Here is a 25,862-nt window from a genome sequence, read left to right on the forward strand (position 1 = left end):
CTGAAGGGCTTCTGTGGCGAGGGAGCTTGCTCCGCTGGGTCGCGAAGCGGCCCCTGAAGTTCATGCGGTCTTTCAGATAGATCCCAGCGACTGTTTCGGGGCTGCTGCGCAGCCCAGCGGGAGCAAGCTCCCTCGCCACACGTTACGGGCGGGGTGCGTAGGCAAATACGTCAGCACGCATCTGGTGTGCATCCATGCCGGCCTCGACCAGCGCATCCAGGGTGCCGTAGATCATCGCCGGTGAACCGCTGGCGTAGACATGCACGGCCTTGAGGTCGCTGATGTCTTCGCACACCGCTTCATGCAACAGCCCGCAGCGCCCTTCCCAGCCACACAGGTCGCTGACCACTTTGTGCAGGAACAGGTTGGGCAGTTGCAGCCACGGGTCCCAGTGCTCGATGTCGTAGAAGTCTTCCGGTCGACGTACACCCCAATACAGATGCACCGGGTGCTTGAAGCCACTGGCGCGACAGTGTTCGATCAGGCTATGCATCTGGGCCATGCCGGTGCCGGCGGCGATCAGCACCAGCGGCCCGTCGGGCAGTTCCGCCAGGTGGGTGTCGCCAAACGGCATTTCGATGCGGGCCATCTGGTTGCGCTGCAACTGCTCCAGCAGGCTGCGGGCGCTGTCTTCCCGGGCCAGCACGTGCAATTCCAGCTCGCGCCCGGCGTGGGGCGCCGAGGCCAGGGAGAATGCCGACTTCTCGCCGTTTTCCCGCTCGATCATCAGGTATTGCCCGGCGTGGTAGCGCACCGCCTTGCCGGCCGGAGCCCGCAGGCGCACGCGCCATACGTCACCGCCCACCTCGACGCATTCACTCAGTTGGCAAGACAGTTTGCGCACCGGCAACTCTCCCGGCGCCAGCACGCCATCCCACAACACAATGCAATCTTCCAGCGGTTCGGCAATGCAGGTATAGAACTCGCCATGGTCACGCACCTCACCGGCTTGCTGCACCCGGCCTTCCACCAGCAGCGCCGCGCACACGTGGCACACGCCATTGCGGCAGGCCTGGGGGCAATCGTAGCCCAGGCGGCGCGCGCCCTCGAGGATCCGCTCGCCAGGCGTCAGTTCAAGTACCGCACCGGAAGGCTGCAGGGTTACACGCATCAATCTATTCCTAATTCTTTCCAGAGCGCATCGACACGGGCAGTGACCGCTTCGTCCTTGACGATCACGCGGCCCCATTCGCGGGTGGTTTCACCCGGCCATTTATGGGTGGCGTCCAGGCCCATTTTCGAGCCGAGGCCCGATACCGGGGAAGCAAAGTCGAGGTAGTCGATCGGCGTGTTGTCGATCATCACCGTGTCGCGCTTGGGGTCCATACGCGTGGTGATGGCCCAGATCACGTCGTTCCAGTCCCGGGCGTTGATGTCGTCGTCGGTGACAATAACGAACTTGGTGTACATGAACTGTCGCAAAAACGACCACACACCCAGCATTACCCGCTTGGCGTGGCCGGGGTACGACTTCTTCATCGTCACGATGGCCATGCGATACGAGCAGCCTTCGGGCGGCAGGTAGAAGTCAGTGATTTCCGGAAACTGCTTTTGCAGGATCGGCACAAACACTTCGTTCAACGCCACGCCGAGGATCGCCGGCTCATCCGGCGGGCGGCCGGTGTAGGTGCTGTGGTAGATCGGCTTGATCCGGTGGGTGATGCGCTCGACGGTGAACACCGGGAAGCTGTCGACTTCGTTGTAGTAGCCGGTGTGGTCGCCGTAGGGGCCTTCATCGGCCATCTCGCCCGGGTGAATCACGCCTTCGAGGATGATTTCGGCGGTGGCCGGCACTTGCAGGTCGTTACCGCGGCATTTCACCAGCTCAGTGCGATTGCCGCGCAACAGGCCCGCGAAAGCGTACTCGGACAGGCTGTCGGGCACCGGCGTGACGGCGCCGAGGATGGTCGCCGGGTCGGCGCCCAGGGCCACGGAAACAGGGAATGGCTGGCCGGGGTGCTTTTCGCACCACTCACGGAAATCCAGCGCGCCGCCACGGTGGCTCAGCCAGCGCATGATGACCTTGTTGCGGCCGATCACTTGCTGACGGTAGATGCCGAGGTTCTGGCGGTCCTTGTTCGGGCCCTTGGTGACGGTCAGGCCCCAGGTGATCAGCGGGCCGACGTCGCCAGGCCAGCAGGTCTGCACGGGGAGCATGCCGAGGTCGACATCCTCGCCTTCGATCACCACTTCCTGGCAAACCGCGTCTTTCACGACCTTGGGGGCCATGGCGATGATCTTGCGGAAGATGGGCAGCTTCGACCAGGCGTCCTTGAGCCCCTTGGGTGGCTCGGGCTCCTTGAGGAAGGCCAGCAGCTTGCCGATCTCGCGCAGTTCGCTGACCGACTCGGCGCCCATGCCAAACGCCACGCGGTCGGGGGTGCCGAACAGGTTGCCGAGCACCGGGATATCAAAGCCCACCGGGTTTTCGAACAGCAGCGCCGGGCCCTTGTTGCGCAAGGTGCGGTCGCAAATCTCAGTCATCTCCAGGACCGGGGAAATCGGCACCTGGATACGTTTCAACTCTCCGCGCTGCTCAAGTTGCTGCACGAAATCCCGAAGATCCTTGAATTTCATTAACCATGCCACCCGTAAAATAGGCGTACATCCTACCTGCTCTTACGGTCGCTGGCAGCTTATTGAGCAGCATTGCCGACGACACAGACTCAAAGAGCCGATGCCTGGGTTTCATCGCGCAAGGCTTTGAACAAGGGTTCAAGAAACGCCTCGACATACCGCGAACCAACCGCCGAGAGGTGATTGTCGTCGGTGTACAGCGACTGACCGTCCAGTTCCACCCGGCACCAGTCATTCGCACTGCATAACTTGGGCGCCGGATCCATTACCTTTACCCCGGGATCAGCCGCCGCCATGCGCTCGAATACGCTGCTGATATAGGCCTGGCGCTGGAGGTGCTCATCCAGGGGCATGCCTTCTTTGTCGGTGGGCCGGCCGAGCATCGCCAGGCGACTCAGGCGGTAAGGCGGACTGAATTCCTGCAGGGGGACTTCCTTGACCAGCCACACCCGATGACCGCTGGCGCGCAATTGCTGCACAAGGGCGCCCAGACTTTCAGCGAAGCGCCGCTCGGCGAAGGCGCGGTCATAGGTTCCGGTCGCCGGGTCCAGCAACGAAGCCTCGGTGTCACCATCGCGCTGCCCATAGACATACAGGCTCCAGCGCGCCACCAGCACCACGTCGCTAAAGGTTTCCTTGCCGAGCAGTTGCGTGACCTGCTGGTTAAAGGTCAAGCAGCCCGGAACGCTTTCCTTGCGATTAAACGGCAGGCAACCGGCATAACCTGCCTGCGTGACGCTGACACCGTACTTGCTGGCGCCGTCTCGCAACGCCGGAACCAGCGCCGTGGCATGGCTATCGCCCCAGACCAGCGCGCGCGTCGGCGCGGACTGAGGTCCGAAATGACAAAATCCATGGTGGCGATTTTTCCCACCATCCACCAGGCAGGCCATGAGGTCCGGGCTCCACTCGCGCGCCTGGGCAAATTGCAGCGCCTCGGGCGACAGGCGCCAAGGCAAGCCCTTCGTCAAGACCAGGCCTTTGCCGAGCAGTCCCACCCCAAGCAGCGCGATACCCGCCGCCACCAGGATTTGCTTGCGCCCTGCCAACAGCCGACGCTCACGGAACGGCGCCTCGACAAACCGCCAGGACGCATAACCCAGCACCAGGCTCAACACAAACAGTGCACCAAGCTCCCACGGACCCAGCCCGTCGACACTGGCGTACTTGCCAAACACGTACACCGGCCAGTGCCACAGGTACCAGGAGTAGGAGATCAGGCCAATCCCCACCAGCAAGCGGCTACCCAGCAGCTTGCTCGTCAGGGTAGTTTGCTGGCCGTTGGCCCAAATCAGGCAGACCACGCCCACCACCGGCAACAGCGCTGCGGCGCCGGGAAAAGGCGTGCTCGGGTCATACGCGAAGACCGCCAGCAGGATCAGGCCGAGGCCGGCAAGGCTGACGGCCTGCGCCAACGCCGGGCTGGCGCGGTACTCGCGTACCGGCATTACCGCCAGCATTGCGCCCGCCAACAGCTCCCAGGCACGCATCTGCAGCAGGAAAAAGGCTCTTTCCGGAGCGTGGGCCACCGCCCATGTACTCATGCCGAATGACACCAGCAACAACACGAACAGCGCCGTGCGCCAATATTTGAGCCGGCTCGACAGCAGTGTCAGCAGGAGTGGGAAGAGGATGTAGAACTGTTCTTCAACCGACAATGACCAGGTATGCAGCAACGGTTTGATATCGGAGGCCACATCAAAGTAACCGTCCTGACGCATGAAAAACAGGTTGGAGATAAACACCACCTGGTTATGTATCGAGCGCCCCAACTCGCTGTAATCCTTTGGCGCCAGCAGGAACCAGCCCACCACCAGCGCGCCGAGCATCATCACGAACAGTGCCGGCAGGATACGCCGCGCTCGCCTGGCCCAGAAGCTGACAAAACTGAAACGGCCGGCCTCACGCTCGCGCCAGATGATCGAGGTGATCAAGTAGCCGGAGATCACGAAAAACACGTCGACGCCGACAAAGCCGCCGGTAAAGCCCGGTACACCAAAATGAAACAGCACAACAGCGAGCACAGCTATGGCACGCAGGCCGTCAATGTCCCTGCGATAAGCGAGAATGGTCATAAAATCTTGTAATTTGCCTGATCGGATGGACAGCGAGTGTAGTCACACACGCGAGTTTGTTTCTAAACAGACACACACTAAAGCCAAACCTCCTTTTCCAGAAACAAAAAAAATGGCGCCCCATGGGGCGCCATCCTTTTTGACCGAAGCGTCGTGTTACTTGCGCTTCATCGACAGGAAGAACTCGTCGTTGGTCTTGGTGGTTTTCAGCTTGTCGATCAGGAACTCGATGGCCGCAACTTCGTCCATCGGGTGCAGCAGCTTGCGCAGGATCCACATGCGCTGCAGTTCGTCATCGGCGGTCAGCAACTCTTCGCGGCGCGTGCCGGAACGGTTGATGTTGATGGCCGGGAACACCCGCTTCTCGGCGATACGACGGTCCAAAGGCAGTTCCATGTTGCCGGTACCTTTAAACTCTTCGTAGATCACTTCATCCATCTTCGAACCGGTTTCAACCAGTGCGGTGGCGATGATGGTCAGCGAGCCGCCTTCTTCGATGTTCCGCGCAGCGCCGAAGAAACGTTTCGGTTTCTCCAGGGCGTGGGCATCGACACCACCGGTGAGCACCTTGCCGGAGCTTGGGATCACGGTGTTGTAGGCACGGGCCAGACGGGTGATGGAGTCGAGCAGGATCACCACGTCTTTCTTGTGTTCGACCAGGCGCTTGGCCTTCTCGATCACCATTTCGGCAACCTGCACGTGGCGGGTTGGCGGCTCATCGAACGTCGAGGCAACCACTTCGCCGCGCACGGTGCGCTGCATTTCGGTTACTTCTTCCGGACGCTCATCGATCAGCAACACGATCAGGTGAACTTCAGGGTTATTACGGGCGATGTTCGCTGCGATGTTCTGCAGCATGATGGTCTTGCCGGCTTTCGGCGGGGCCACGATCAGGCCGCGCTGGCCTTTGCCGATCGGGGCACACAGGTCGATGACACGACCGGTCAAGTCTTCGGTGGAACCGTTGCCGGCTTCCATCTTCATGCGCACGGTCGGGAACAGCGGCGTCAGGTTCTCGAAGAGAATCTTGTTTTTCGCGTTCTCGGGACGATCGTAGTTGATCGTGTCGACCTTGAGCAGAGCGAAATAACGCTCGCCTTCCTTTGGAGGGCGGATCTTGCCAACGATGGTGTCACCGGTGCGCAAGTTGAAGCGACGGATCTGGCTCGGCGAGACGTAGATATCGTCTGGGCCGGCGAGATAGGAAGCGTCTGCAGAGCGGAGGAAGCCGAAGCCGTCCTGGAGAATCTCCAGCACGCCATCACCGGAGATTTCCTCGCCGCTTTTCGCGTGCTTTTTCAGCAGGGAGAAAATCACGTCCTGCTTGCGCGAACGGGCCATATTTTCTATGCCCATCTGTTCGGCCAATTCGAGCAGTTCGGTAATCGGCTTTTGCTTGAGTTCAGTCAGATTCATATAGGAATGACGTAATCATTTATGGAGGGGGGGAAATTAAGCTTTTGGCTTAATGAGGCCGCGCCGCAGAGAAGGCGACAGGATCGCGTACTAATCGAAAAGGAGAGCGTCGGCGACGGCTTGCAGGGGGCAGTGGAGAAACCAGTGCGGGGCCGAATGTACCACCTGAGTTTCAGAGCGTCTAGCCCTGTTTCACGAAAAAGCCCCGCAAATTGCGGGGCTTTTTGAGGACGCTTAGATATTGGCGTCGAGGAAAGCCTGCAGCTGGGACTTCGACAGCGCGCCGACCTTGGTGGCCTCGACGTTGCCGTTCTTGAACAGCATCAGGGTCGGGATACCACGCACGCCGTGCTTGGCCGGAGTTTCCTGGTTGTCGTCGATGTTCAGCTTGGCAATGGTCAACTTGCCTTCGTAAGTGGTGGCAATGTCGTCCAGGACCGGAGCGATCATTTTGCAAGGACCGCACCACTCAGCCCAGTAGTCAACCAGCACCGGGCCCTGGGCCTTCAGTACTTCGGCCTCGAAGGTCGCGTCGGTGACGTGCTTGATAAGATCGTTGCTCATGGATGTCTCCGGGTTGTAAGCAAAAAAAACGTTGCCCATCATAGCCGCCCTTCCCGCGTTCAGGAAGCTGCAGCTGATTGACTCTTCCTATGATGGCGCATGAGTTTGGGTATAGCCCAACTCATGGGGTTACGGGAGTGATGAAGGCAATCCCTGTACGCAACGCCGCGTTACGCACATGTTCCTGCATGCTTTTCTGCGCCGCCCCGCTGGCGCGTCGGGCCAGGGCACGGAGGACCTTGCGGTGCTCCTGCCAGGTCTCCATGGCCCGCTCCGGCCGGATGAACGGTAGTTTCTGGCTCTCCAGGAACACCTCGGCACTGGCGCTGAGGATGCTCACCATCGCCTGATTGCCGCTGGCCAGCAGGATGCGCCGGTGGAATTCGAAGTCCAGCCGGGCGGCTGCCTCGAAATCACCGGCCTTCAGCTCCTTGCGCATCGCCTCGACGTTATCTTCCAGGATGTCCAACTCCCCGGTGGTCAGCGTCACCGCCGCCAGCCCCGCCGCAAAACCTTCCAGGGCGTAGCGCAGTTGAAAGATATCCAGCGGCGTCGCCTGTGCCGTAAACGGCCAGGCCAACCCCGGCAGCTCTTCGGCCGCTTGCACGAACACGCCCTTGCCCGGCTGCACACTTACCACGCCCAAGGCACTGAGGGACGACAAGGCTTCACGCAAAGAGGCCCGGCTCACGCCCAATTGCAGCGCCAGGTCGCGCTGGGAGGGCAACGCATCACCCGGCCCGAAGCCCTCGTCAGCGATCAATTTGCGGATGGCCTGTAGCGCCACTTCCGGTACGGCTTGGGCGATGGAATTCATAAGAAACTCAGGTTTCCAGTCAACTGAGCGGCTAGTTGTAAAGCTATTCGCAGCGCCCGGCAAGCCACGCCCCAAAGGGGCTCGCGCGGTTTTGACGGCGCTCGAAAAGGGTGCAGAAAACCCAGTAACTGTTCAGACCAGTAAGACCGCCAAGACTCAACAGCCACCGGCTCTGGCGCGAAATACGGCGGTGCTGGCATGGGCTGTGCACTGGCAAAAACCGGAAAATCCTTTCGTCCTTTTCGGAGAGTCGCCATGACCAAGCGTTGCAGCGCCCTGCTCACTGCCCTGTTTGCCAGCCTGATGCTGAGCCAGGCGCCCGCCCAGGCCAACGGTCTGGACGATATCGTCGCCCGTGGCACCCTCAAGGTGGCCGTGCCCCAGGATTTCCCGCCGTTCGGCTCGGTCGGCCCGGACATGAAGCCCCGCGGCCTGGACATCGACACCGCAAAGCTTTTGGCCGACCAGCTCAAGGTCAAGCTTGAACTGACCCCGGTCAACAGCACCAACCGCATCCCGTTCCTCACCACCGGCAAGGTCGACCTGGTGATTTCCAGCCTGGGCAAGAACGCCGAGCGCGAGAAGGTCATCGACTTCTCCAAGGCCTACGCGCCCTTCTACCTCGCCGTATTCGGCCCTCCCGATGCGCCGATCAGCACCGTTGACGACCTCAAGGGCAAAACCATCAGCGTGACCCGTGGCGCCATCGAAGACATCGAGCTGACCGCCGTGGCGCCTAAAGAGGCGACGATCAAGCGCTTTGAAGACAACAACTCGACCATCGCCGCCTACCTCGCCGGCCAGGTGGACCTGATCGCCAGCGGCAACGTGGTGATGGTGGCCATCAGCGAACGCAACCCCAAGCGCGTGCCGGCACTGAAAGTGAAGCTCAAGGACTCGCCGGTGTACGTGGGCGTGAACAAGAACGAGCCGGCGCTGCTGGACAAGGTGAACCAGATCCTGGTCGCGGCCAAGGCCGACGGCAGCCTGGAAAAGAATGCATTGCAGTGGCTCAAAGAGCCGCTGCCGGCTGATCTCTGAGCGCGGTAACGAGGGTTAGCCTATGGCCTATCAATTCGACTTTGTGCCGGTCCTGGCCAATACCGATCTGCTGCTGCGCGGCGCGCTGTTCACACTTGAACTGACCGCCATCGGTGCAGTACTGGGCGTGGCGCTGGGAATCGTCGGCGCCGTGGTGCGGGCGTGGAAGATCCAGCCGTTCAGTTGGATCTTCGGCGTGTACGTCGAGTTGATCCGCAACACGCCGTTCCTGGTGCAGTTGTTTTTCATCTTCTTCGGCCTGCCGTCCCTCGGCCTGAAAATCACCGAATGGCAGGCGGCAGTGCTGGCGATGGTGATCAACCTGGGGGCGTACTCCACCGAGATCATCCGCGCCGGGATCCAGGCGATCCCCCGCGGGCAACTGGAAGCGGCGGCCGCGCTGGCGATGACACGTTTCGAGGCGTTCCGCCATGTGGTGTTGCTGCCCGCGCTGGGCAAGGTCTGGCCAGCCCTGAGCAGCCAGATCATCATCGTGATGCTCGGCTCGGCGGTCTGCTCGCAGATCGCCACCGAGGAACTGAGCTTTGCCGCCAACTTTATCCAGTCGCGCAACTTCCGCGCCTTTGAAACCTATGCGCTGACGACCCTGGTCTATCTGTGCATGGCGCTGATGATCCGCCAATTGCTGAACTGGATCGGCCGGCGCTATGTCATGAGGAACGCCCGATGAGTGATTTTTCGTTCTGGGACATCGTGCGCAACCTGCTCACCGGTTTGCAGTGGACCTTGCTGCTGTCGCTGGTGGCGTTCATCGGCGGCGGCGTGATCGGTTTGCTGGTGATGACTATGCGCATCAGCACCAAGGCGTTCCCGCGCAATGTCGCCCGCACCTATATCGAACTGTTCCAGGGCACGCCGCTGTTGATGCAACTGTTCCTGGTGTTCTTCGGCATCGCCTTGCTCGGCGTGGACATTTCGCCCTGGCTGGCGGCGGCGATTGCCTTGACCCTGTTCACCAGCGCCTACCTGGCCGAAATCTGGCGTGGCTGCGTCGACTCCATCGCCCACGGCCAATGGGAGGCGTCCGCGAGCCTGGCCCTGAACCCGCTGGAGCAATTGCGCTACGTGATCCTGCCCCAGGCCCTGCGCATTGCCGTGGCGCCAACCGTGGGTTTCTCGGTGCAAGTGGTCAAGGGCACCGCCGTGACCTCGATCATCGGCTTCACCGAGCTGACCAAGACCGGCGGCATGCTCGCCAACGCTACCTTCGAACCCTTCATGGTCTATGGCCTGGTGGCGCTGGGTTACTTCCTGCTCTGCTACCCCTTGTCCCTCAGTGCGCGCTACCTGGAAAGGAGACTGCATGCCTCTGCTTAGAATTTCCGCCCTGCATAAATATTACGGCGATCACCACGTACTCAAGGGCATTGACCTGAGTGTCGAAGAAGGCCAGGTGGTGGCGATCATCGGTCGCAGCGGCTCGGGCAAATCCACCCTGCTGCGCACCCTCAATGGCCTGGAGTCGATCAACGACGGCGTGATTGAAGTCGACGGCGAATACCTCGACGCCGCCCGCGCCGACCTGCGCACCCTGCGGCAGAAAGTCGGCATGGTGTTCCAGCAGTTCAACCTGTTCCCACACCTGACGGTGGGCGAAAACGTCATGCTTGCGCCGCAAGTGGTGCAGAAAGTGCCGAAAGCCAAGGCCGCACAATTGGCGCGACAAATGCTCGAGCGCGTTGGGCTGGGGGAGAAGTTCGACGCGTTCCCCGATCGTTTGTCCGGCGGCCAGCAGCAGCGGGTAGCAATCGCCCGGGCACTGGCGATGTCGCCCAAAGTGCTGCTGTGCGATGAAATCACCTCGGCCCTGGACCCGGAGCTGGTCAACGAAGTGCTCAGCGTAGTGCGCCAACTGGCCAAGGATGGCATGACACTGATCATGGTCACCCATGAGATGCGTTTTGCCCGGGAAGTGGGTGACAAGCTGGTGTTCATGCACCAGGGCAAGGTGCATGAAGTGGGCGACCCGAAAATCCTGTTTGCCAATCCGCAGACCGCCGAGCTGGCCAACTTCATTGGTTCGGTGGAGCGCACGGACTGAGGCATCAGGCCCCGGGCGCCCACTCAAAATCGCCCTGCCCCTCAAATGTCGTTTCATCCCTGACGGCCAGTAAAGCCGCAGGCAGGAAGGTCTCGACGTTGACCAGGGCGGTGAAGCGGCGCCCATGCACCGGCATACCCGCTACGTGTGCAACAAGCCTATGGCCCGGCAGCAATCGTCCGGTCGCCGGCTCTTCAGACAGGTGCGGCATTACCAGCTCAACGGATTTTCCATCGACTTGAGCGGACTGCAGGCTCAGGGTGAAATGCCCCTGGCGCCCAAACCGAAAGCCCTCCAGGCCTGCGGGTACGCCCGTAAAGCGCAGCGCCATGGATACAGGCGCCTCACAGGCCATGTTCAGGCGAAGCGTGCGCTTGCCCAGCGCGATCTGTGGGTCGCCCCGCTCGGCCTGGCGAACCAGACCGTAATCAACCCGGGGCTGGCTCAAGGACACCTGGCAGTTATCTGCCCGCGCCTCATTGGCCAACACCACGACAAACAGCAGCAGGTAAAGGATAAGCCCATGACGCAGGCGTCCACCGTCAAAAGGCCCCACCGGCTCAGAGGGTACGGCAGAGCGCCGAACCTGTTTCATAGAATTTGTCGTCATTGGATTCTGGCTCAAGGTTCAGTTGCAACAAGCAGGTGCTTGAATCTGGCAAGGAGATGTTCAGCGCTCGCGACTCATCCAGGCTGTTAAGGAAGACCATGCCCTCGCCCACGACGCTGGTCAGGAAAGCATTGTTGCTGTCGAAAACCGAGGCTCCCTGGGGCAAGGGTTGGCCCCGCGCGTCACGGACCTCAAGCAATACACGGCGCACTTTCACTACTTCGAAATCGATCGTGTTGAAAGAACCGCGTCCGGCCGCAAGGACCTTGGTGCCGTTTTTCAGATCGATGCGCTTGGGCAGGGATTGGGTTTGCACCTCGACATTGCTGCTGCGGTAGGCAGGCAGGCTGGCGATCACCGCCTGCCCGCGGTAGTCAGTCCAGACCGGCCCCTGCGGCGTCGAAACCTTGGCTGCCCCGACATTACCCACCGAGACAATTCCAAAGGTGTCCTGGACGGCATAGGGCGAGAACGTCATGCCTCTGTCGTGGACCACCACGCCGCCCTGCAATTGGCCGGTATACCCGGTGCTCAATGAATCATGTCGCACACCCAACCCTATCTGGGTGTAACGCGGCATGGCATTCACGCGGGCGTGAACAGCCTGTGTACGGCTCGCCTGCTCACGCGCAACCCCCACTTCATAGTTCACATAGTCGTTGACCCGATCGCTGAAGGCGGCCCCAAGATCGAACCTGTCGCCCCGCCGACTGGCATACGAGGTGACGCGGCGATCCCCACCGAACGGCACGGTGACCTGCAACCGAAGCGAAAGCCCCTTATCCGACACATCGCTGCGCTCGTCTCGAACGGTGTTCCTGACCTTGCGCGGTCGAGAGCCGCCCACCCAGGAATCCGCAATCAAAGCCACCTGGGTGCCATTGAACTGCTGGTTCCATGAGGCAAAGACGTGTTCGGCGGAGCGATCATCAAATTGCGAGCTGCGGGAATAACTGACGGAAAAGCCTCCCAGGGACGGGTCGACCCAACTCAAACCTACCGTGTATTGGTCCTTGAAGCGGGCATCCCGCTGGTCACGCCGCGTCGACTGCCCCACTTCCAGTACTTCGCGATAATCCCGCGTCTGGGTAGTGGCACTCGACGTCATTTCAATGCCGGCGAACAGCGGACTTCCCACGGTGACTGAGCTGCGAGCCCCGGTAACTTCGTCCCGGCCATCGCGAGACAGGTTCTGGCGCACGCCAACCGAAAGGTGCTGGAAAAAAACACTGCTCCACACGCCACCCGCCGCCTGGTATTCGTCGGTACTCAACAGGCCGAATCCCAGTGACGAGTTGCGCCCCAATCCCCAGGTCCCACTGCCCATCGCCACGACCGGAGGCTCCCCGGCACCCGGATTTGCCCCGCGCACCTTGCCCAGGGAGAAGTAATAACCGGGCTCTATCGGTACCGCCCCCGCAAAGGACGCGGCAGGGACGGTGAACCCATGCCTGCCACCGCGAGTGCCAATGACACTGACCTCAAGATCGCTGGTGCCATTGAGTATGGGTAATCCGGTCAACGTGAACGGGCCTTCCGGTACCAGTGTGGTATGGATCAACACCCCGGCCTGGCGCACCTCGACCCGGGATGGGCTCTGGGCCAAACCTTCGACCACCACGCTGCTGCCACCCGGACTGCGCGATTGGCCATCCGGCGAGAGCTGGAAACCCGACAGCTGTAACCCACCGAACACCGGGTTGTTGCTGGAAATCTGCCCGACCTGGAAGGTCGACTTCAGGGGCGCGAAATCGCGTTGGGCGTAGGCATTCACATGCTCGCTGCTGCGCTTGCCGTTATCGGAGACAAAGAATTGGCGGCTTCGGACGATCCAGTTGCCGATATTGAATCCCGCCTCGGTGTAGGCCGAAACCGAGCGGGAAGAGCCGCTGTTGAAGCGCTCTTCGAATCCCTGCACATCGTAATTGAACAAGGCTGCCGTGCCGCCCTGGTAGAAACTGCCGACATCCCATTCGGCCTCGCGCATTGACTGAGTAGGCACCACCAGCGATACCTCATCGCTGCCGGGGCGCAACTTGACGATGGTCGCGGGGTAAGCACCGAGAAAGTCATGACACGCCTGGTCGGGCGCAATGCCCGGCCGAATAATCGAGGCTGGCAACCGCAACCCGGCCTTGTCCAGCAGGACCGGGGTAAAACACAACTGCCCCTGGTAATCGAAGCGTGCCTCCACCAGGCCCAATGAGGTGCCGTTGACCTGCAGCCCCACCACGTGCACGCCCTCGCGGAATCGCGCAGCACTGCGAAAATAATGGGCAACCTTCGGGTCGATCCCGTTCGCCGACAAGACCGCCAGATCAAAACCCGATCCGAGCTCCAGCGCGTAGGCGGGAAGGCTCCACAGCGTTGCCAGGCCGATACAAGTCCGGGAAACCGAGGTTCGAATGGGTCGTACAGAGAGGCTCCAATCGTTTGCATGGGTAGCATTTCTCATAGACCGCTCAACCCGCCTCGACAACAACGGAGGCTTCGTAGGCGGTTGCCGAATACCCGTAGACCGTCGCCGGTTGAATCTCGACACCGCTGACCTGGGCCACCGCCTCTTCGATGCGGGTTGATAACACTTCGCCAGGCAGGATATAGGTGCGCGGCAATATCGCCGGGTGCCTCGACGGCAGCAGGTGCACCTCCAGCCCCATCCGGACCACGTAGGCACTGTCGTTATGAACCGTCAGCCGATTTCCCCGCAGCTTCCACTTCAGCAACTTCCATGGCTCCTGATGCCGCGGCAAGCCCTGGGGATGCAGGATCAGCGGTAAGTCCTGTCGAATGGTCACTCCAATGGTCGAGCGCCCTTCGGCGCGCGCCTGCGGAATACCTTCAAAGGTGACGCGCTTCAATCGCTGAGTCTTGAGCGGCTGCTTCAAGGTACTGATAAACCGCACAAGTTGTGTTTCGCCCGGTTCGACACGGGCGATAGGAGGCGTAACGATCAAGAGTGTCTCCGGATCTTCCGGGACGTTTTGAATGACTGTGTGAAGTAAAGCAGGGCCAGCGTCCGTATTTTTTACGTTGATCGTCGCTTCACCGTTCTCTTCATAAAGAATAACAACGGATGTTTCCGGCTCCATCCCATCCGCTCTTACACTGCCAGAAACCAAAAAATAAAGATTCGCACACCAGAACAGAGCATTAACTGCATTTAAAAGACGACTCATCGAACTCTACCCGCAACCAGATAACGCACCGTTGACAATCACGAAGTACCTATACGCATATAAAGAGCCAGCACGAAGCCACGGTGCGCGACCGCCTGCTAAATGCTGGCCATGTTTATAGAGTTAGATTCGAGTTACTACCAAAGTAGCAGCTCCATTCAATTGAATATCCCTGCTGAGATCCAGTGCATCGCCGCGATTGATCACAGCCTTGACTACGAGAGTGCCGGTAACGGAAGAGACCGCGGCTGGAGTTGTGTTGTTATTACGGCTCCAGGAGTGCTGGTAAGGAGATTTTTCGACCTTGCCGTCACTGGTGCTCCAGGCACCGCCGGAGCTTGTCCTTCTAAGCGGGTACAGCGTAGCGCCGACAGTGGTCAAGGTGGCGAGCCTGATCGAATAGCCACCGGTATTCCTGGTTCCGACCGCGCCAAGACCAAAGTTGTGGTTGTCGGTGAAGCCGGTTCCCAGGATCCCCCTTACGACACTGTTTGTTTGTGAGTCAGTAACGGACAGTGCCATCTGGGCAGCCGCCGCACCACAGTTGACGCTTAACGGCAGCGACTTTTCCGGCAGAGGATAGAAAGAGGTCAGCGGAATGCTCGACGCATTGATCGTACCGTAATCAACGGTGCCGCCTGTGGCGCCGAGGTTTACCGTGCATGCAGCTGGTTTAATGGTTCCGGTGACTCTCAGGTTCCCGGCACCACTTGTGTTTGCTTGAGTACCCATGCTTACCGCCAGGCCAACGACCACTATTGCCAAACCAAATGTTCTGTTCATGTTCATCCTGTCACTGAAGTTCTCAGGTGCATGTGGTTCGCCGGGCTATTCCATGCCCAACTGCTATCAACCTTGATAGGCAAACTACAAATAGTTAACACCACGGCCTAATTGCCGAGTGACAGTCTCTCTCGTAAACACCCGAAGAAAGAATGAGACGACGCCTGAACTAGTGTCAGAGCGGTAAAAAAACAATGTCCCCTTAGATCATCCTTGCAGTAGTCCTGACTTAATTATCGACTGGAACAATTAACCCAGCCATGTAGGCATATTCAGGAAGCCTATTAAAGCTGGACATTTCCGTTACTCCACTTGCCCTACGGAACAATCGCCAGGCGCATCAAGAATCGCCCTACATATCCTGCAGATTTTCCTCCAAGACACCGATGAGCGAATTCCGGAAGCACTACGCGTTGGCGTCAGCGGTTGATCGTGGCACGATGGCGAGGTTATCGACCGAGACCCCTTAACCATGCCGCAATCCCAAGCCAAGAATCTGTCCCTGATCGCCGCCATCGACCTGGGCTCCAACAGCTTTCACATGGTCGTGGCCAAGGCCCAGAACGGCGAAATCCGCATCCTTGAGCGGCTCGGCGAGAAAGTGCAGCTGGCTGCCGGGATCGACGACGAGCGTCAGCTCAATGAAGAATCCATGCAGCGCGGGCTCGATTGCCTGAAGCGCTTTGCCCAACTGATCAACGGCATGCCCCCGGGCGCCGTGCGGATCGTCGGCACCAACGCCCTGCGCGAAGCCCGCAACCGGGGCGAGTTCATCCGCCGCGCCGAGGAGATCCTCGGGCACCCGGTAGAGGTCATCTCCGGCCGCGAGGAAGCACGCCTGATCTACCTCGGCGTGTCCCACACCCTGGCCGACACTCCGGGCAAGCGCCTGGTGGCCGACATCGGCGGTGGCAGTACCGAATTCATTATTGGCCAGCGCTTCGAGCCGCTGCTGCGCGAAAGCCTGCAAATGGGCTGCGTCAGCTACACCCAGCGCTATTTCAAGGACGGCAAGATCACCCCGGCCCGCTACGCCCAGGCTTATACGGCGGCGCGGCTGGAGATCATGAGCATCGAGCACGCCCTGCACCGCCTGACCTGGGATGAGGCCATCGGTTCGTCCGGCACCATCCGCGCCATCGGCCTGGCCCTCAAGGCCGGCGGCCATGGCGCTGGCGAGGTCAACGCCGAAGGCCTGGCCTGGCTCAAGCGCAAGCTGTTCAAGCTGGGGGATGCCGAGAAGATCGACTTCGAAGGCATCAAGCCTGATCGCCGCACCATTTTCCCGGCGGGCCTGGCGATTCTCGAAGCGATTTTCGACGCCCTCGAACTGCAACGCATGGACCACTGCGATGGCGCCCTGCGTGAAGGGGTGCTCTACGACCTGCTGGGCCGTCATCATCATGAAGACGTCCGTGAGCGCACCCTCAGCTCGTTGATGGAGCGTTACCACGTCGACCTGGAACAGGCGGCGCGGGTTGAACGCAAGGCGCTGCATGCTTTCGACCAGGTCGCAGCGGATTGGGACCTGGAAGACGGCGTGTGGCGTGAACTGCTGGGCTGGGCGGCCAAGGTCCATGAAGTGGGGCTGGACATCGCCCACTACCATTACCACAAGCACGGCGCCTACCTGATTGAGCACTCGGACCTGGCGGGTTTCTCCCGTGAAGACCAGCAGATGCTCGCGCTGCTGGTACGCGGCCACCGCCGCAACATCCCCCGGGACAAGTTTGCCGAGTTCGGTGCCGAGGGCATCAAGCTGATTCGCCTGTGCGCGCTGCTGCGGTTTGCGATCCTGTTCCACCACATCCGTGGTACCCAGGAAATGCCGCAAGTGGTCCTGCGGGCCAATGCCGACAGCCTGGACGTGGTATTCCCGAAGAACTGGCTGGATGAAAACCAGCTGACCCAGGCGGATTTCGCCCAGGAAGCCGAGTGGCTGACGCGGGTTGGGTTCACGCTGAACGTGCGCTGATATGAGTGAGTGACGCGGAGCGTCACAGGATGTATTCCCACGCAGAGCGTGGGAACAATCCAACGCCACAAAACAAATGTGGGAGCGGGCTTGCTCGCGAAAGCGGTGGATCAGTCGCTGAATCTGTTGACTGAAACTCCGCCTTCGCGAGCAAGCCCGCTCCCACATTTTTGACCGCGTCGGTTTTTAGTTCACCGTCAGAATCGGGCTGCCCAGCTTCTCCAGCAACGTCGCCTGGGCGCTGCGCGGGTTCTGGTTGCCGGTCGGGGTGTTGCGCACGTAGCGCCCGTCCGACTGCAGGCTCCAGCTGTGGGTGTTATCGGTGAGATAACTTTCCAGCTCCTTCTTGACCCGCATGATCAGTTTCTTGCCTTCCACCGGGAAGCAGGTCTCCACGCGTTTGTCGAGGTTGCGCTCCATCCAGTCGGCACTGGAGAGGAACATCTGCTCCTCGCCGCCATTGAGGAAGTAGAACACCCGCGTGTGCTCCAGGAAGCGCCCGATGATCGAACGCACGTGGATGTTATGGGAGACCCCGGCGATGCCCGGCCGCAGGCAGCACATGCCACGCACCACCAAATCGATACGCACACCCGACTGGCTGGCCTTGTACAGCGCGCGGATGATCTTCGGATCGGTCAGCGAGTTGAACTTGGCGATGATGTGCGCCGGCTTGCCTTCGAGGGCGAACTGGGTCTCGCGGGCAATCATGTCGAGCATGCCCTTCTTCAGGGTGAACGGCGCGTGCAGCAGTTTCTTCATGCGCAAGGTCTTGCCCATGCCGATCAACTGGCTGAACAGCTTGCCGACGTCTTCACACAAGGCGTCGTCGGAGGTCAGGAGGCTGTAGTCGGTGTAGAGCTTGGCGTTGCCGGCGTGGTAGTTGCCGGTGCCCAAGTGGGCGTAGCGCACGATCTCACCGGCTTCGCGGCGCAGGATCAGCATCATCTTGGCGTGGGTCTTGAAGCCGACCACGCCGTAGATCACCACCGCACCGGCCGCCTGCAGGCGGCTGGCCAGTTGCAGGTTGGACTCTTCGTCGAACCGCGCCCGCAGTTCAATCACCGCCGTCACTTCCTTGCCGTTACGCGCGGCGTCTACCAGCGCATCGACGATTTCGGAGTTGGCGCCGGAGCGGTACAGGGTTTGGCGCACAGCCAGCACGTGCGGGTCCTTGGCGGCCTGGCGCAGCAGGTCGACCACCGGGGTGAAGGACTCGAATGGGTGCAGCAGCAGAATGTCCTGCTTGCTCACCACACTGAAGATGTTCTCGCTGTTTTGCAGCAGTTTCGGGATCTGCGGGGTGAACGGCGTGTATTGCAGCTCCGGGTGGCTGTCCAGGCCAGTAATGCTGAACAGGCGCGTCAGGTTCACCGGGCCATTGACCTGGTACAGCTCGGTCTCGCTCAGGTTGAACTGCTTGAGCAGGTAGTCCGACAGGTGTTTCGGGCAGGTGTCCGCCACTTCCAGGCGCACCGCATCACCGTAGCGACGGGAGAACAGCTCGCCGCGCAGGGCGCGGGCCAAGTCTTCGACGTCTTCGGAGTCCAGCGCCAGGTCGGCGTTACGGGTCAGGCGGAACTGGTAGCAGCCCTTGACCTTCATGCCCTGGAACAGGTCATCGGCGTGGGCGTGGATCATCGACGAAAGGAATACATAGTTATCGCCTGCGCCCCCCACCTCTTCCGGTACCTTGATGATCCGTGGCAACAGGCGCGGTGCCGGAATGATCGCAAGGCCGGAATCGCGACCGAAGGCGTCGATACCTTCCAGCTCGACGATGAAGTTCAGGCTCTTGTTCACCAGCAACGGGAACGGGTGCGTCGGGTCGAGGCCGATGGGGGTGATGATCGGCGAGATTTCGTCGCGGAAGTAGCGGCGCACCCAGGTCTTGATCTTGGTGGTCCAGTGACGGCGCCGGATGAAGCGCACGTGATGCTTTTCCAGTTCCGGCAGCAGGATGTCATTGAGGATCGCGTATTGGCGGTCCACGTGGCCGTGTACCAGCTCGCTGATGCGGGCCAGGGCCTGATGCGGTTGCAGGCCGTCGGCACCGGCTTGTTCACGGGCGAACGTGATCTGCTTCTTCAGGCCGGCGACACGGATCTCGAAGAACTCGTCCAGGTTGCTGGAGAAGATCAGCAGGAATTTCAGCCGCTCCAGCAACGGATAGGACTCATCCAGCGCCTGTTCCAGCACGCGGATGTTGAATTGCAGTTGTGACAGCTCGCGATGGATGTACAGGCTGCTGTCATCCAGGTTGGTAACCGCAACCACCGGTACCGGCGCGGCAGCGGGCGCTTCGGCCACCACGGCAGGCGGGGCCGGCTCCAGCTCCGGCGGGGTCTCGGTAGCTTGTTCGACCACCGGGTGAGCGTCTTTTACGGCAACTTCTGTGAGTCCTTCGGTATTCATCGAGTGTTCCTGTGAGGGCTAGTGTTGCTCTCTAAGCAATTGGGCAGCGCGGGCGGCGAAGTAAGTCAGGATGCCATCGGCACCCGCGCGTTTAAAGGCAGTCAGGGATTCAAGGATCACCCCTTCACTCAACCAACCATTCTGGATCGCGGCCATGTGCATGGCGTATTCACCGCTGACCTGATAGACAAAGGTCGGCACCTTGAATTCCTCTTTGACCCGATAAAGGATGTCGAGGTACGGCATCCCGGGCTTGACCATCACCATGTCGGCGCCTTCGGCCAGGTCCGCGGCCACTTCGTGCAGGGCTTCGTGGCTGTTGGCCGGGTCCATCTGGTACGAGGCCTTGTTGGCCTTGCCCAGGTTCAGCGCCGAACCCACCGCATCGCGGAACGGGCCGTAATAGGCGCTGGCGTACTTGGCCGAGTAGGCCATGATGCGCACGTTGACGTGGCCGGCCAGCTCCAGGGCTTCGCGAATCGCCTGGATGCGACCGTCCATCATGTCCGAGGGGGCCACCACCTGGGCGCCCGCTGCGGCGTGGGACAAGGCCTGTTTTACCAGCGCATCAACGGTGATGTCGTTCTGAACATAGCCTTCTTCGTCGAGAATGCCATCCTGCCCGTGGGTGGTGAACGGGTCCAGCGCCACATCGGTAATCACCCCCAGCTCCGGAAAGCGTTCACGCAAGGCGCGGGTGGCGCGCTGGGCGATGCCGTCGGGGTTCCAGGCTTCGGCGGCGTCCAGGGACTTGAGCCCGGACGGCGTGACCGGGAACAGCGCCAGCGCCGGAATCCCCAGTTCAACCCAGCTCGCGGCCTCTTCGAGCAGCAAATCAATGGTCAAGCGCTCCACGCCCGGCATCGACGCCACCGCTTCCCGACGATTTTCACCGTCCAGCACAAACACCGGCAGGATCAGATCATTCACCGTCAGCACGTTTTCACGCACCAGGCGCCGGGAAAAATCATCACGACGGTTGCGACGCAGACGAGTGGCGGGAAACAGGCGGTTGGCGGGGGTAAAGCTCACGGCAGACTCCTGAGCCCGGCTTGACGGGCGAGCGTGACAGTTATAAGCGGCCATTATGACGAAGGAATTACAGTTGTGGTTAGCTCATGCGCCGTAAGGCAACCGGCGTGCGACCTGTAGTCGCATTCGTCGTTTATGTAGGAATTGTTCACTTCGTGACACATCTCGATACTTTCATGAATGTTCACGAAGGCGTAGGCTGCGCGTTCATTTCGCCAGCACCCAGACCATGCTTCAACAATTTCTGCATGACTTCGGCTACTTTGCGCTGTTCCTAGGCACCTTCTTCGAAGGCGAAACCATCCTGGTTCTCGCAGGCTTCCTGGCGTTCCGTGGATACATGGATATCAACCTGGTGGTGGTCGTTGCCTTTTTCGGCAGCTACGCCGGCGACCAGTTGTGGTACTTCCTGGGACGCAAGCACGGCCGCAAACTGTTGGCGCGCAAGCCGCGCTGGCAACTGCTGGGCGACAAGGCCCTGGAGCATATTCGCAAGCACCCGGACATCTGGGTGCTGAGCTTCCGGTTTGTCTACGGTTTGCGCACGGTGATGCCGGTGGCCATTGGTTTGTCGGGCTACCCGCCGGGTCGCTACCTGTTGCTCAACGGGATTGGCGCCGCCGTGTGGGCCGCTGCGCTGGGCGCTGCGGCTTACCATTTCGGCGCGGTACTGGAAGGCATGCTGGGCAGCGTCAAGAAATACGAGCTGTGGGTGCTGGGCGCACTGCTGGTGCTGGGCCTGGGCTTGTGGATTCGCCGGCGCGTCAAGAACGCCCGCCTGACCCGCGAAGCCTGTGCCGCCGAGAAGGTTCGCCTGGCGGCCGGCGAACCTGAAAAAGCCGAAAAGCCTACGACGCCAGTCGAGTAAGCCGGTCTCTGCAACAGTAGAGGCCGATGCCGCTGAGCAAGCTGTAACTGACCAGGCCCAGCCAGCCCAACGCGCTGGCCGGCCACAGCCCCACCAGCGGCGCCAGCCACACCAAAGGCACATTCAGTGCCAGGCGCAGCAGTTCAGCCTTCAACGCCCACGGGCGGTTCTCCAGCGCCACCCCCAGGGTAAACAACCCCAATGCCATCGCGCTCCAGCCCAACACCAGGGCAGCGGTCGGCAAGCCCTCGCCGAAATTCATCAGGTAGCTGCCAAAACCCACGTACGCGGCAAACTGCAGCGCGATGTAAATCTGTTGGCGCCCATCCAGCGGCACCTCGAACTTGCGGAACTGGCTCAAGTCCGGCTTGGCCATCGGGTACTTTGCCGCCACATCCGCCGGGCGCCAACCGGTGCGCATGAACCAGATCCGCAGCTTGTCCCACCCACTTTCGGTGCGCCGTGCATCACTCCACAGCTGCGCATAAAACTGCAGGTTGGCCCACAGCGGGTTCCAACTGGCCAAGGGCGTGGTCACGCCAAAGATTACCGGCTCGTTATCGTCTTCTTCCTGGAAGGAGCCAAACAGGCGGTCCCAAATAATGAACACCCCGCCGTAGTTGCGATCCATGTAGAGAGCGTTCTGTGCATGGTGGGCCCGATGATTGGATGGCGTGACGAAGAACCACTCGTACCAGCCGAGCTTCGGCACATGCCGCGTATGCACCCAGAATTGATACAACAGGTTGAGGGACGCCACGCTGATAAACACCACCAGCGGCACGCCCAACACGGCCAGCGGCAAGTAGAAGATCCAGCTCAGCAGGAAGCCGGTGCTGGTCTGGCGCAAGGCGGTGCTGAGGTTGTAGTCCTCGCTCTGGTGGTGCACGGAATGCGCGGCCCAGAGGATGTTGCGCTCATGGCCCATGCGATGCAGCCAGTAGTAGCAGAAGTCATAGAACACAAAAGCGAACACCCAGGTCCAGACGCTTTGGGCCGACAGCTCAATGATCGCCAGGTGCTTGAGGGCGAAGGCATAGGTGAGGATGCCCACCCCTTTGGTCAGCAGCCCCGTGGTGGTGGACAGCACGCCGGTGCTGAGGCTGTTGATGGCGTCGGCCACCCGGTAGTTGCGTTGGCCGCGCCGGTAGTCGGCCAGCAGCTCGACCACGATCAAGGCAATGAAAAACGGTACCGCGTAAGGGACGAAGTCCATGGGCAAGTCCGGTCAATTATTGTTACATCTAGAGTAGGTGTAGCGGCTGGATATCCCATTGGCAATGAGTGACAAATGAGTAGACATTTAACGCCATGAATCAGGAGAAATGCCCATGAGCAAAAAGATTGCAGTGATCCTTTCCGGCTGTGGCGTGTACGACGGGGCTGAGGTTCATGAAAGCGTGATCACCCTGCTGCGCCTGGACCAGCGCGGCGCCGAGGTGCAGTGTTTTGCGCCGAACATTGCCCAGTTGCATGTGATCAACCACCTGACGGGCGAGGAGATGCCCGAGTCGCGCAATGTGCTGGTGGAGTCGGCGCGCATTGCCCGTGGCGAGGTGAAGGACATTCGTGAGGCCAACGCCGAGGATTTCGACGCACTGATCGTGCCCGGGGGGTTTGGCGCGGCGAAGAACCTGTCGAACTTTGCCGTGGAAGGCGCCGGGTGCAGCGTCAACCCGCAGGTGCTGGAACTGGCCGAGGCGTTTGCCGAAGCGGGCAAGCCCGTCGGGCTGATCTGCATCTCGCCGGCGCTGGCAGCGAAGATCTATGGCCCAGGCGTGACCTGCACCATCGGCAATGACGCCGACACCGCAGCCGCCATGGACAAGATGGGCGCCACCCACCAGGAATGCGCGGTCGACGACATCGTCGAAGACAAGGCGCGCAAGCTGGTGAGTACCCCGGCCTACATGCTGGGCAAACGCATCAGCGAAGTGGCGTCAGGCATCAACAAGCTGGTGGACCGGGTGCTGGAACTCACCCACGAGAACGATTAGGCCTTCATCAGCCGGGTCAGAATCCGATCCAGCGAATTGGCAAACGCCTGCTTGTCCTTGTCCCCATGGGGCGGCGGGCCACCGCCCATCTGCCCCTGCTCCCGCAGATCGGTGAACAGGTTACGCACCGCCAGCCGCTCGCTCATGTTCTGCGGGCTGAACTCCTTGCCTCGTGGGTCGAGCGCAGCCACGCCATTCTTCACCAAGCGGTCGGCCAACGGCACATCGCTGCAGATCACCAAGTCACCGGGCACGGCGTGCTCCACCAGGTAGTCATCGGCCGCGTCCGGGCCGCTGGGCACCACGATCAACTTCACGCACGAGAAGCTCGGCTTGATCTGGCTCTGCCCGGCCACCAGCACCACTTCGAACTGGCGCTTGAGGGCGAACTTCACCACCTGATCCTTGGCTGCCCGGGGGCAGGCGTCTGCATCGATCCACACGCGCATGGTTAAGCCACCACCCGGCGCTTTTCAGCGAGCCGGCTGCGACCGTACAGCACCACAATCGCCAGGATCGCCACAGCCTGGGCGCTCAGGGAATAGGCATCGGCGTGAATGCCCAGCCAGTCGAAGTCAAAGAACGCGACCGGCCGGGTGCCGAAGATCCCGGCTTCCTGCAACGCCTTGACGCCATGCCCGGCGAATACCACCGACAGCGCGCACAGCAACGCCGCGTTTATGCCGAAGAACAGCGCCAGCGGCAGTTTCGCCGAGCCCCGTAGAATCACCCAGGCCAGGCCCACCAACAGCACCAGCGCCGTGGCGCCACCGGCCAATACCGCGTTGTGCCCGGCAGGGCCGGCCTGCAACCACAGGGTTTCGTAGAACAGGATCACTTCGAACAGCTCGCGGTACACCGAGAAGAACGCCAGCATCGCAAAACCGAAGCGCCCGCCACCGCCTACCAGGCTGCTCTTGATGTAGTCCTGCCAGGCGGCCGCGTGACGGCGGTCGTGCATCCACACCCCGAGCCACAGCACCATCACGCTGGCAAACAGCGCCGTGCAGCCTTCCAGCAACTCGCGCTGGGCGCCGCTGACGTCGATCACATAAGCCGCTAACGCCCACGTCGCCAAGCCGGCCAACAGCGCCAGGCCCCAGCCGACGTTGACGCTGCGCACCGCCGATTGCTGGCCGGTGTTACGCAGGAACGCGAGAATCGCCGCCAGCACCAGGATCGCTTCCAGGCCTTCGCGCAGCAGGATCAACAAACCGGAGATGTAGCTCAGGGACCAGCTCAAGCCATCGCTGCCCAGCAGGCCGGCGGACTCGGTGAGCTTGCCCTTGGCCACATCCAGGCGCTGCTGCACTTGCTCGATCGGCAAGCCGTCCTGCAATGACTGCCGGTAGGCCATCAGGGCCTTTTCGGTGTCCTTGCGCACGTTGGCATCAACGTTATCGAGGGAGCTTTCAACCAGCTCGAAACCTTCCAGGTAGGCGGCTACCGACAGGTCGTAGGCCTGCTCGTGCTCGCCATTGCGGAACGCGGCGAGGCTTTTGTCGAGGGTGGCCGCGGTGTAATCAAGCAACTGCGCCGGGCCACGCTTGACCTGCGGCGGTTGGGCGCGCTGGGCGCGGAAGGTGGCAACTGCGCCGGGACCTTCGGCAGCCAGCACTTCGTTGGGGGTCTGGCGCGCGAGGTCGGCGAGGTTGAAGGACTTTTCACTGTTCGCGGCAGCCGGGTCGGCGGTGAAGCCGGCGATATAGGTCGCCAGGTCCCAGCGCTGGCGGTCGTCCAGTTGATCGGCAAACGACGGCATGTCGGTGCCTTCCACGCCCAGACCCAGGGTGTTGTAGATCGCGTAGAGGCTCAAGCGATCGAGGCGTGCAGCGTCCCGCAGGTTGGCGGGCGGCGGCGTCATGCCCACGCTTGCGGGGCCATCGCCGGCGCCTGTGGCGCCGTGGCACACCGAGCAGTTCTGCGCGTACAGCGGCGCACCGCGCGTCGGATCGGGGGTAATGGCCGGGGCCTGGCTGACTTCATAGGCCACTGCCAACTTGGCGCCCAATTGCCGGGCCTGGTGCGCAACCACCGCGCCGTCCTGATGGGCCGTTACGGCGGCCAGCAGTTCATCCACGCCTTTGATCAGTTCGGCGCGCTCGGGCTTTTCCGGTAGATCGGCCACCAGCCCCTGCAACACCCCGAGAAACTCTACCTGTTCACGGTATTCGGAATCATCGATAACCTTGCCCGCCTCCACTGTCGGGGGGTAGTCCGCACCGATGTAGTCCAGTAAATGCAGGGCTTGGGGCGCGCCCTCGGCAGTTGCAGCCAGCAGGTTGAAACTGCACGACATCAACGCCGGCAGCACCAGCCAGGCAAGAAAACGGAAGGGGGCAATCATGAATGGATCTCAAAGGGAAATACGAAGTAACACATTGTCAAACCTTAAGGGGTTTGACTCAAGGCGTTAGTGATTCGGGGATGGGGATAACGACACTTAGGTAG

General features: G+C 61.1%; 22 protein-coding genes. 7 read left to right on the forward strand and 15 right to left on the reverse strand.

Annotated features, from left to right (window positions below; all coding sequences use genetic code 11):
* Positions 1-142: 142 nt before the first annotated feature.
* The 6 genes from C0058_RS31260 to C0058_RS31285 all read right to left on the reverse strand — a co-directional run bounded on the left by C0058_RS31260 (position 143) and on the right by C0058_RS31285 (position 7,449).
* The gene (locus C0058_RS31260) at positions 143-1,111 is read right to left on the reverse strand and encodes a CDP-6-deoxy-delta-3,4-glucoseen reductase (RefSeq protein WP_102370138.1); all 969 of its coding nucleotides are present in this window, start codon (positions 1,109-1,111) and stop codon (positions 143-145) included.
* The gene (ubiD, locus tag C0058_RS31265; protein ID WP_008438879.1) at positions 1,111-2,577 is read right to left on the reverse strand and encodes a 4-hydroxy-3-polyprenylbenzoate decarboxylase; all 1,467 of its coding nucleotides are present in this window, start codon (positions 2,575-2,577) and stop codon (positions 1,111-1,113) included. The genes C0058_RS31260 and ubiD overlap by 1 nt, the downstream gene beginning before the upstream one ends.
* Before the next feature lie 89 nt (positions 2,578-2,666).
* On the reverse strand, positions 2,667-4,652 hold the full coding sequence (locus C0058_RS31270; RefSeq protein ID WP_102370139.1) for an acyltransferase family protein: 1,986 nt from the start codon (positions 4,650-4,652) through the stop codon (positions 2,667-2,669).
* 156 nt (positions 4,653-4,808) lie between these two features.
* Entirely contained in the window at positions 4,809-6,068 is a 1,260-nt protein-coding gene (gene rho, locus C0058_RS31275; RefSeq protein WP_008438874.1) for a transcription termination factor Rho, read from the reverse strand.
* Positions 6,069-6,302: 234 nt separating this feature from the next.
* On the reverse strand, positions 6,303-6,632 hold the full coding sequence (trxA, locus tag C0058_RS31280) for a thioredoxin TrxA (RefSeq protein WP_003213989.1): 330 nt from the start codon (positions 6,630-6,632) through the stop codon (positions 6,303-6,305).
* Positions 6,633-6,753: 121 nt separating this feature from the next.
* Positions 6,754-7,449, reverse strand: coding sequence for a FadR/GntR family transcriptional regulator (locus C0058_RS31285; RefSeq protein WP_003213991.1), 696 nt, complete (start codon positions 7,447-7,449; stop codon positions 6,754-6,756).
* 255 nt (positions 7,450-7,704) lie between these two features.
* On the opposite strand from C0058_RS31285, the gene C0058_RS31290 reads away from it, so the two are divergent.
* Genes C0058_RS31290 through C0058_RS31305 form a run of 4 tightly spaced genes read left to right on the forward strand, consistent with a single transcriptional unit; the run spans position 7,705 to position 10,552 of the window.
* Complete coding sequence (locus C0058_RS31290; RefSeq protein ID WP_003213993.1) at positions 7,705-8,490, forward strand: transporter substrate-binding domain-containing protein; 786 nt, start codon at positions 7,705-7,707, stop codon at positions 8,488-8,490.
* 22 nt (positions 8,491-8,512) lie between these two features.
* A complete protein-coding gene (locus tag C0058_RS31295) occupies positions 8,513-9,181 on the forward strand; it encodes an amino acid ABC transporter permease (protein ID WP_003213995.1) in 669 nt (222 codons plus the stop codon).
* A complete protein-coding gene (locus tag C0058_RS31300; protein WP_003213996.1) occupies positions 9,178-9,828 on the forward strand; it encodes an amino acid ABC transporter permease in 651 nt (216 codons plus the stop codon). Before C0058_RS31295 ends, C0058_RS31300 begins: the two co-directional genes overlap by 4 nt.
* Positions 9,815-10,552: an amino acid ABC transporter ATP-binding protein gene (locus C0058_RS31305; RefSeq protein ID WP_003213999.1), complete on the forward strand. Its 738-nt coding sequence runs from the start codon at positions 9,815-9,817 to the stop codon at positions 10,550-10,552. The genes C0058_RS31300 and C0058_RS31305 overlap by 14 nt, the downstream gene beginning before the upstream one ends.
* A 4-nt stretch (positions 10,553-10,556) precedes the next feature.
* Here C0058_RS31305 and C0058_RS31310 read toward each other — a convergent pair whose 3' ends face one another.
* The 4 genes from C0058_RS31310 to C0058_RS31325 form a co-directional block, all read right to left on the reverse strand.
* Positions 10,557-11,147, reverse strand: a complete 591-nt coding sequence (locus tag C0058_RS31310; RefSeq protein WP_102370140.1) for a hypothetical protein — start codon at positions 11,145-11,147, stop codon at positions 10,557-10,559.
* Complete coding sequence (locus C0058_RS31315) at positions 11,113-13,617, reverse strand: fimbria/pilus outer membrane usher protein (protein WP_256579535.1); 2,505 nt, start codon at positions 13,615-13,617, stop codon at positions 11,113-11,115. Before C0058_RS31315 ends, C0058_RS31310 begins: the two co-directional genes overlap by 35 nt.
* A gap of 7 nt (positions 13,618-13,624) precedes the next feature.
* The gene (locus tag C0058_RS31320; RefSeq protein ID WP_218173584.1) at positions 13,625-14,341 is read right to left on the reverse strand and encodes a fimbria/pilus chaperone family protein; all 717 of its coding nucleotides are present in this window, start codon (positions 14,339-14,341) and stop codon (positions 13,625-13,627) included.
* A gap of 123 nt (positions 14,342-14,464) precedes the next feature.
* Positions 14,465-15,124 carry a DUF1120 domain-containing protein gene (locus C0058_RS31325; RefSeq protein WP_102370142.1) on the reverse strand — a complete coding sequence of 220 codons (660 nt, stop codon included), beginning with the start codon at positions 15,122-15,124 and terminating at the stop codon, positions 14,465-14,467.
* Between the two features lie 472 nt (positions 15,125-15,596).
* On the opposite strand from C0058_RS31325, the gene ppx reads away from it, so the two are divergent.
* On the forward strand, positions 15,597-17,099 hold the full coding sequence (gene ppx, locus C0058_RS31330) for an exopolyphosphatase (RefSeq protein ID WP_102370143.1): 1,503 nt from the start codon (positions 15,597-15,599) through the stop codon (positions 17,097-17,099).
* Positions 17,100-17,285: 186 nt separating this feature from the next.
* Here ppx and ppk1 read toward each other — a convergent pair whose 3' ends face one another.
* Positions 17,286-19,514, reverse strand: a complete 2,229-nt coding sequence (ppk1, locus tag C0058_RS31335; RefSeq protein WP_003214009.1) for a polyphosphate kinase 1 — start codon at positions 19,512-19,514, stop codon at positions 17,286-17,288.
* Positions 19,515-19,532: 18 nt separating this feature from the next.
* Positions 19,533-20,546, reverse strand: a complete 1,014-nt coding sequence (hemB, locus tag C0058_RS31340; protein WP_003214011.1) for a porphobilinogen synthase — start codon at positions 20,544-20,546, stop codon at positions 19,533-19,535.
* 229 nt (positions 20,547-20,775) lie between these two features.
* On the opposite strand from hemB, the gene C0058_RS31345 reads away from it, so the two are divergent.
* The gene (locus C0058_RS31345; RefSeq protein ID WP_003214015.1) at positions 20,776-21,414 is read left to right on the forward strand and encodes a DedA family protein; all 639 of its coding nucleotides are present in this window, start codon (positions 20,776-20,778) and stop codon (positions 21,412-21,414) included.
* Here the strand turns inward: C0058_RS31345 and C0058_RS31350 are convergent.
* Positions 21,395-22,630 (reverse strand): sterol desaturase family protein, encoded by a 1,236-nt coding sequence (locus tag C0058_RS31350; protein WP_008439297.1) that lies wholly within the window; start codon positions 22,628-22,630, stop codon positions 21,395-21,397. The genes C0058_RS31345 and C0058_RS31350 overlap by 20 nt on opposite strands.
* 115 nt (positions 22,631-22,745) lie before the next feature.
* Between C0058_RS31350 and elbB the strand changes: the two genes are divergently transcribed.
* Positions 22,746-23,411, forward strand: coding sequence for an isoprenoid biosynthesis glyoxalase ElbB (gene elbB / locus C0058_RS31355; protein ID WP_003214018.1), 666 nt, complete (start codon positions 22,746-22,748; stop codon positions 23,409-23,411).
* On the opposite strand, the gene C0058_RS31360 is transcribed toward elbB, so the two are convergent.
* Entirely contained in the window at positions 23,408-23,860 is a 453-nt protein-coding gene (locus C0058_RS31360; protein ID WP_003214020.1) for a YaiI/YqxD family protein, read from the reverse strand. The genes elbB and C0058_RS31360 overlap by 4 nt on opposite strands.
* 2 nt (positions 23,861-23,862) lie before the next feature.
* Entirely contained in the window at positions 23,863-25,758 is a 1,896-nt protein-coding gene (locus C0058_RS31365; protein ID WP_008439302.1) for a cytochrome c/FTR1 family iron permease, read from the reverse strand.
* Between the last annotated feature and the right edge of the window lie 104 nt (positions 25,759-25,862).

The organism is Pseudomonas sp. NC02, assembly GCF_002874965.1.
In the GTDB taxonomy this organism is placed as follows: domain Bacteria; phylum Pseudomonadota; class Gammaproteobacteria; order Pseudomonadales; family Pseudomonadaceae; genus Aquipseudomonas.

What these genes read in the sequence shown, in the direction of transcription:
- C0058_RS31260 (WP_102370138.1), bottom strand. Translation starts at nt 1,111, where the DNA reads ATGCGTGTAACCCTGCAGCCTTCCGGTGCGGTACTTGAACTGACGCCT.
- ubiD (WP_008438879.1), bottom strand. Translation starts at nt 2,577, where the DNA reads ATGAAATTCAAGGATCTTCGGGATTTCGTGCAGCAACTTGAGCAGCGC.
- C0058_RS31270 (WP_102370139.1), bottom strand. Translation starts at nt 4,652, where the DNA reads ATGACCATTCTCGCTTATCGCAGGGACATTGACGGCCTGCGTGCCATA.
- rho (WP_008438874.1), bottom strand. Translation starts at nt 6,068, where the DNA reads ATGAATCTGACTGAACTCAAGCAAAAGCCGATTACCGAACTGCTCGAA.
- trxA (WP_003213989.1), bottom strand. Translation starts at nt 6,632, where the DNA reads ATGAGCAACGATCTTATCAAGCACGTCACCGACGCGACCTTCGAGGCC.
- C0058_RS31285 (WP_003213991.1), bottom strand. Translation starts at nt 7,449, where the DNA reads ATGAATTCCATCGCCCAAGCCGTACCGGAAGTGGCGCTACAGGCCATC.
- C0058_RS31290 (WP_003213993.1), top strand. Translation starts at nt 7,705, where the DNA reads ATGACCAAGCGTTGCAGCGCCCTGCTCACTGCCCTGTTTGCCAGCCTG.
- C0058_RS31295 (WP_003213995.1), top strand. Translation starts at nt 8,513, where the DNA reads ATGGCCTATCAATTCGACTTTGTGCCGGTCCTGGCCAATACCGATCTG.
- C0058_RS31300 (WP_003213996.1), top strand. Translation starts at nt 9,178, where the DNA reads ATGAGTGATTTTTCGTTCTGGGACATCGTGCGCAACCTGCTCACCGGT.
- C0058_RS31305 (WP_003213999.1), top strand. Translation starts at nt 9,815, where the DNA reads ATGCCTCTGCTTAGAATTTCCGCCCTGCATAAATATTACGGCGATCAC.
- C0058_RS31310 (WP_102370140.1), bottom strand. Translation starts at nt 11,147, where the DNA reads ATGAAACAGGTTCGGCGCTCTGCCGTACCCTCTGAGCCGGTGGGGCCT.
- C0058_RS31315 (WP_256579535.1), bottom strand. Translation starts at nt 13,617, where the DNA reads ATGAGAAATGCTACCCATGCAAACGATTGGAGCCTCTCTGTACGACCC.
- C0058_RS31320 (WP_218173584.1), bottom strand. Translation starts at nt 14,341, where the DNA reads ATGAGTCGTCTTTTAAATGCAGTTAATGCTCTGTTCTGGTGTGCGAAT.
- C0058_RS31325 (WP_102370142.1), bottom strand. Translation starts at nt 15,124, where the DNA reads ATGAACAGAACATTTGGTTTGGCAATAGTGGTCGTTGGCCTGGCGGTA.
- ppx (WP_102370143.1), top strand. Translation starts at nt 15,597, where the DNA reads ATGCCGCAATCCCAAGCCAAGAATCTGTCCCTGATCGCCGCCATCGAC.
- ppk1 (WP_003214009.1), bottom strand. Translation starts at nt 19,514, where the DNA reads ATGAATACCGAAGGACTCACAGAAGTTGCCGTAAAAGACGCTCACCCG.
- C0058_RS31345 (WP_003214015.1), top strand. Translation starts at nt 20,776, where the DNA reads ATGCTTCAACAATTTCTGCATGACTTCGGCTACTTTGCGCTGTTCCTA.
- C0058_RS31350 (WP_008439297.1), bottom strand. Translation starts at nt 22,630, where the DNA reads ATGGACTTCGTCCCTTACGCGGTACCGTTTTTCATTGCCTTGATCGTG.
- elbB (WP_003214018.1), top strand. Translation starts at nt 22,746, where the DNA reads ATGAGCAAAAAGATTGCAGTGATCCTTTCCGGCTGTGGCGTGTACGAC.
- C0058_RS31360 (WP_003214020.1), bottom strand. Translation starts at nt 23,860, where the DNA reads ATGCGCGTGTGGATCGATGCAGACGCCTGCCCCCGGGCAGCCAAGGAT.
- C0058_RS31365 (WP_008439302.1), bottom strand. Translation starts at nt 25,758, where the DNA reads ATGATTGCCCCCTTCCGTTTTCTTGCCTGGCTGGTGCTGCCGGCGTTG.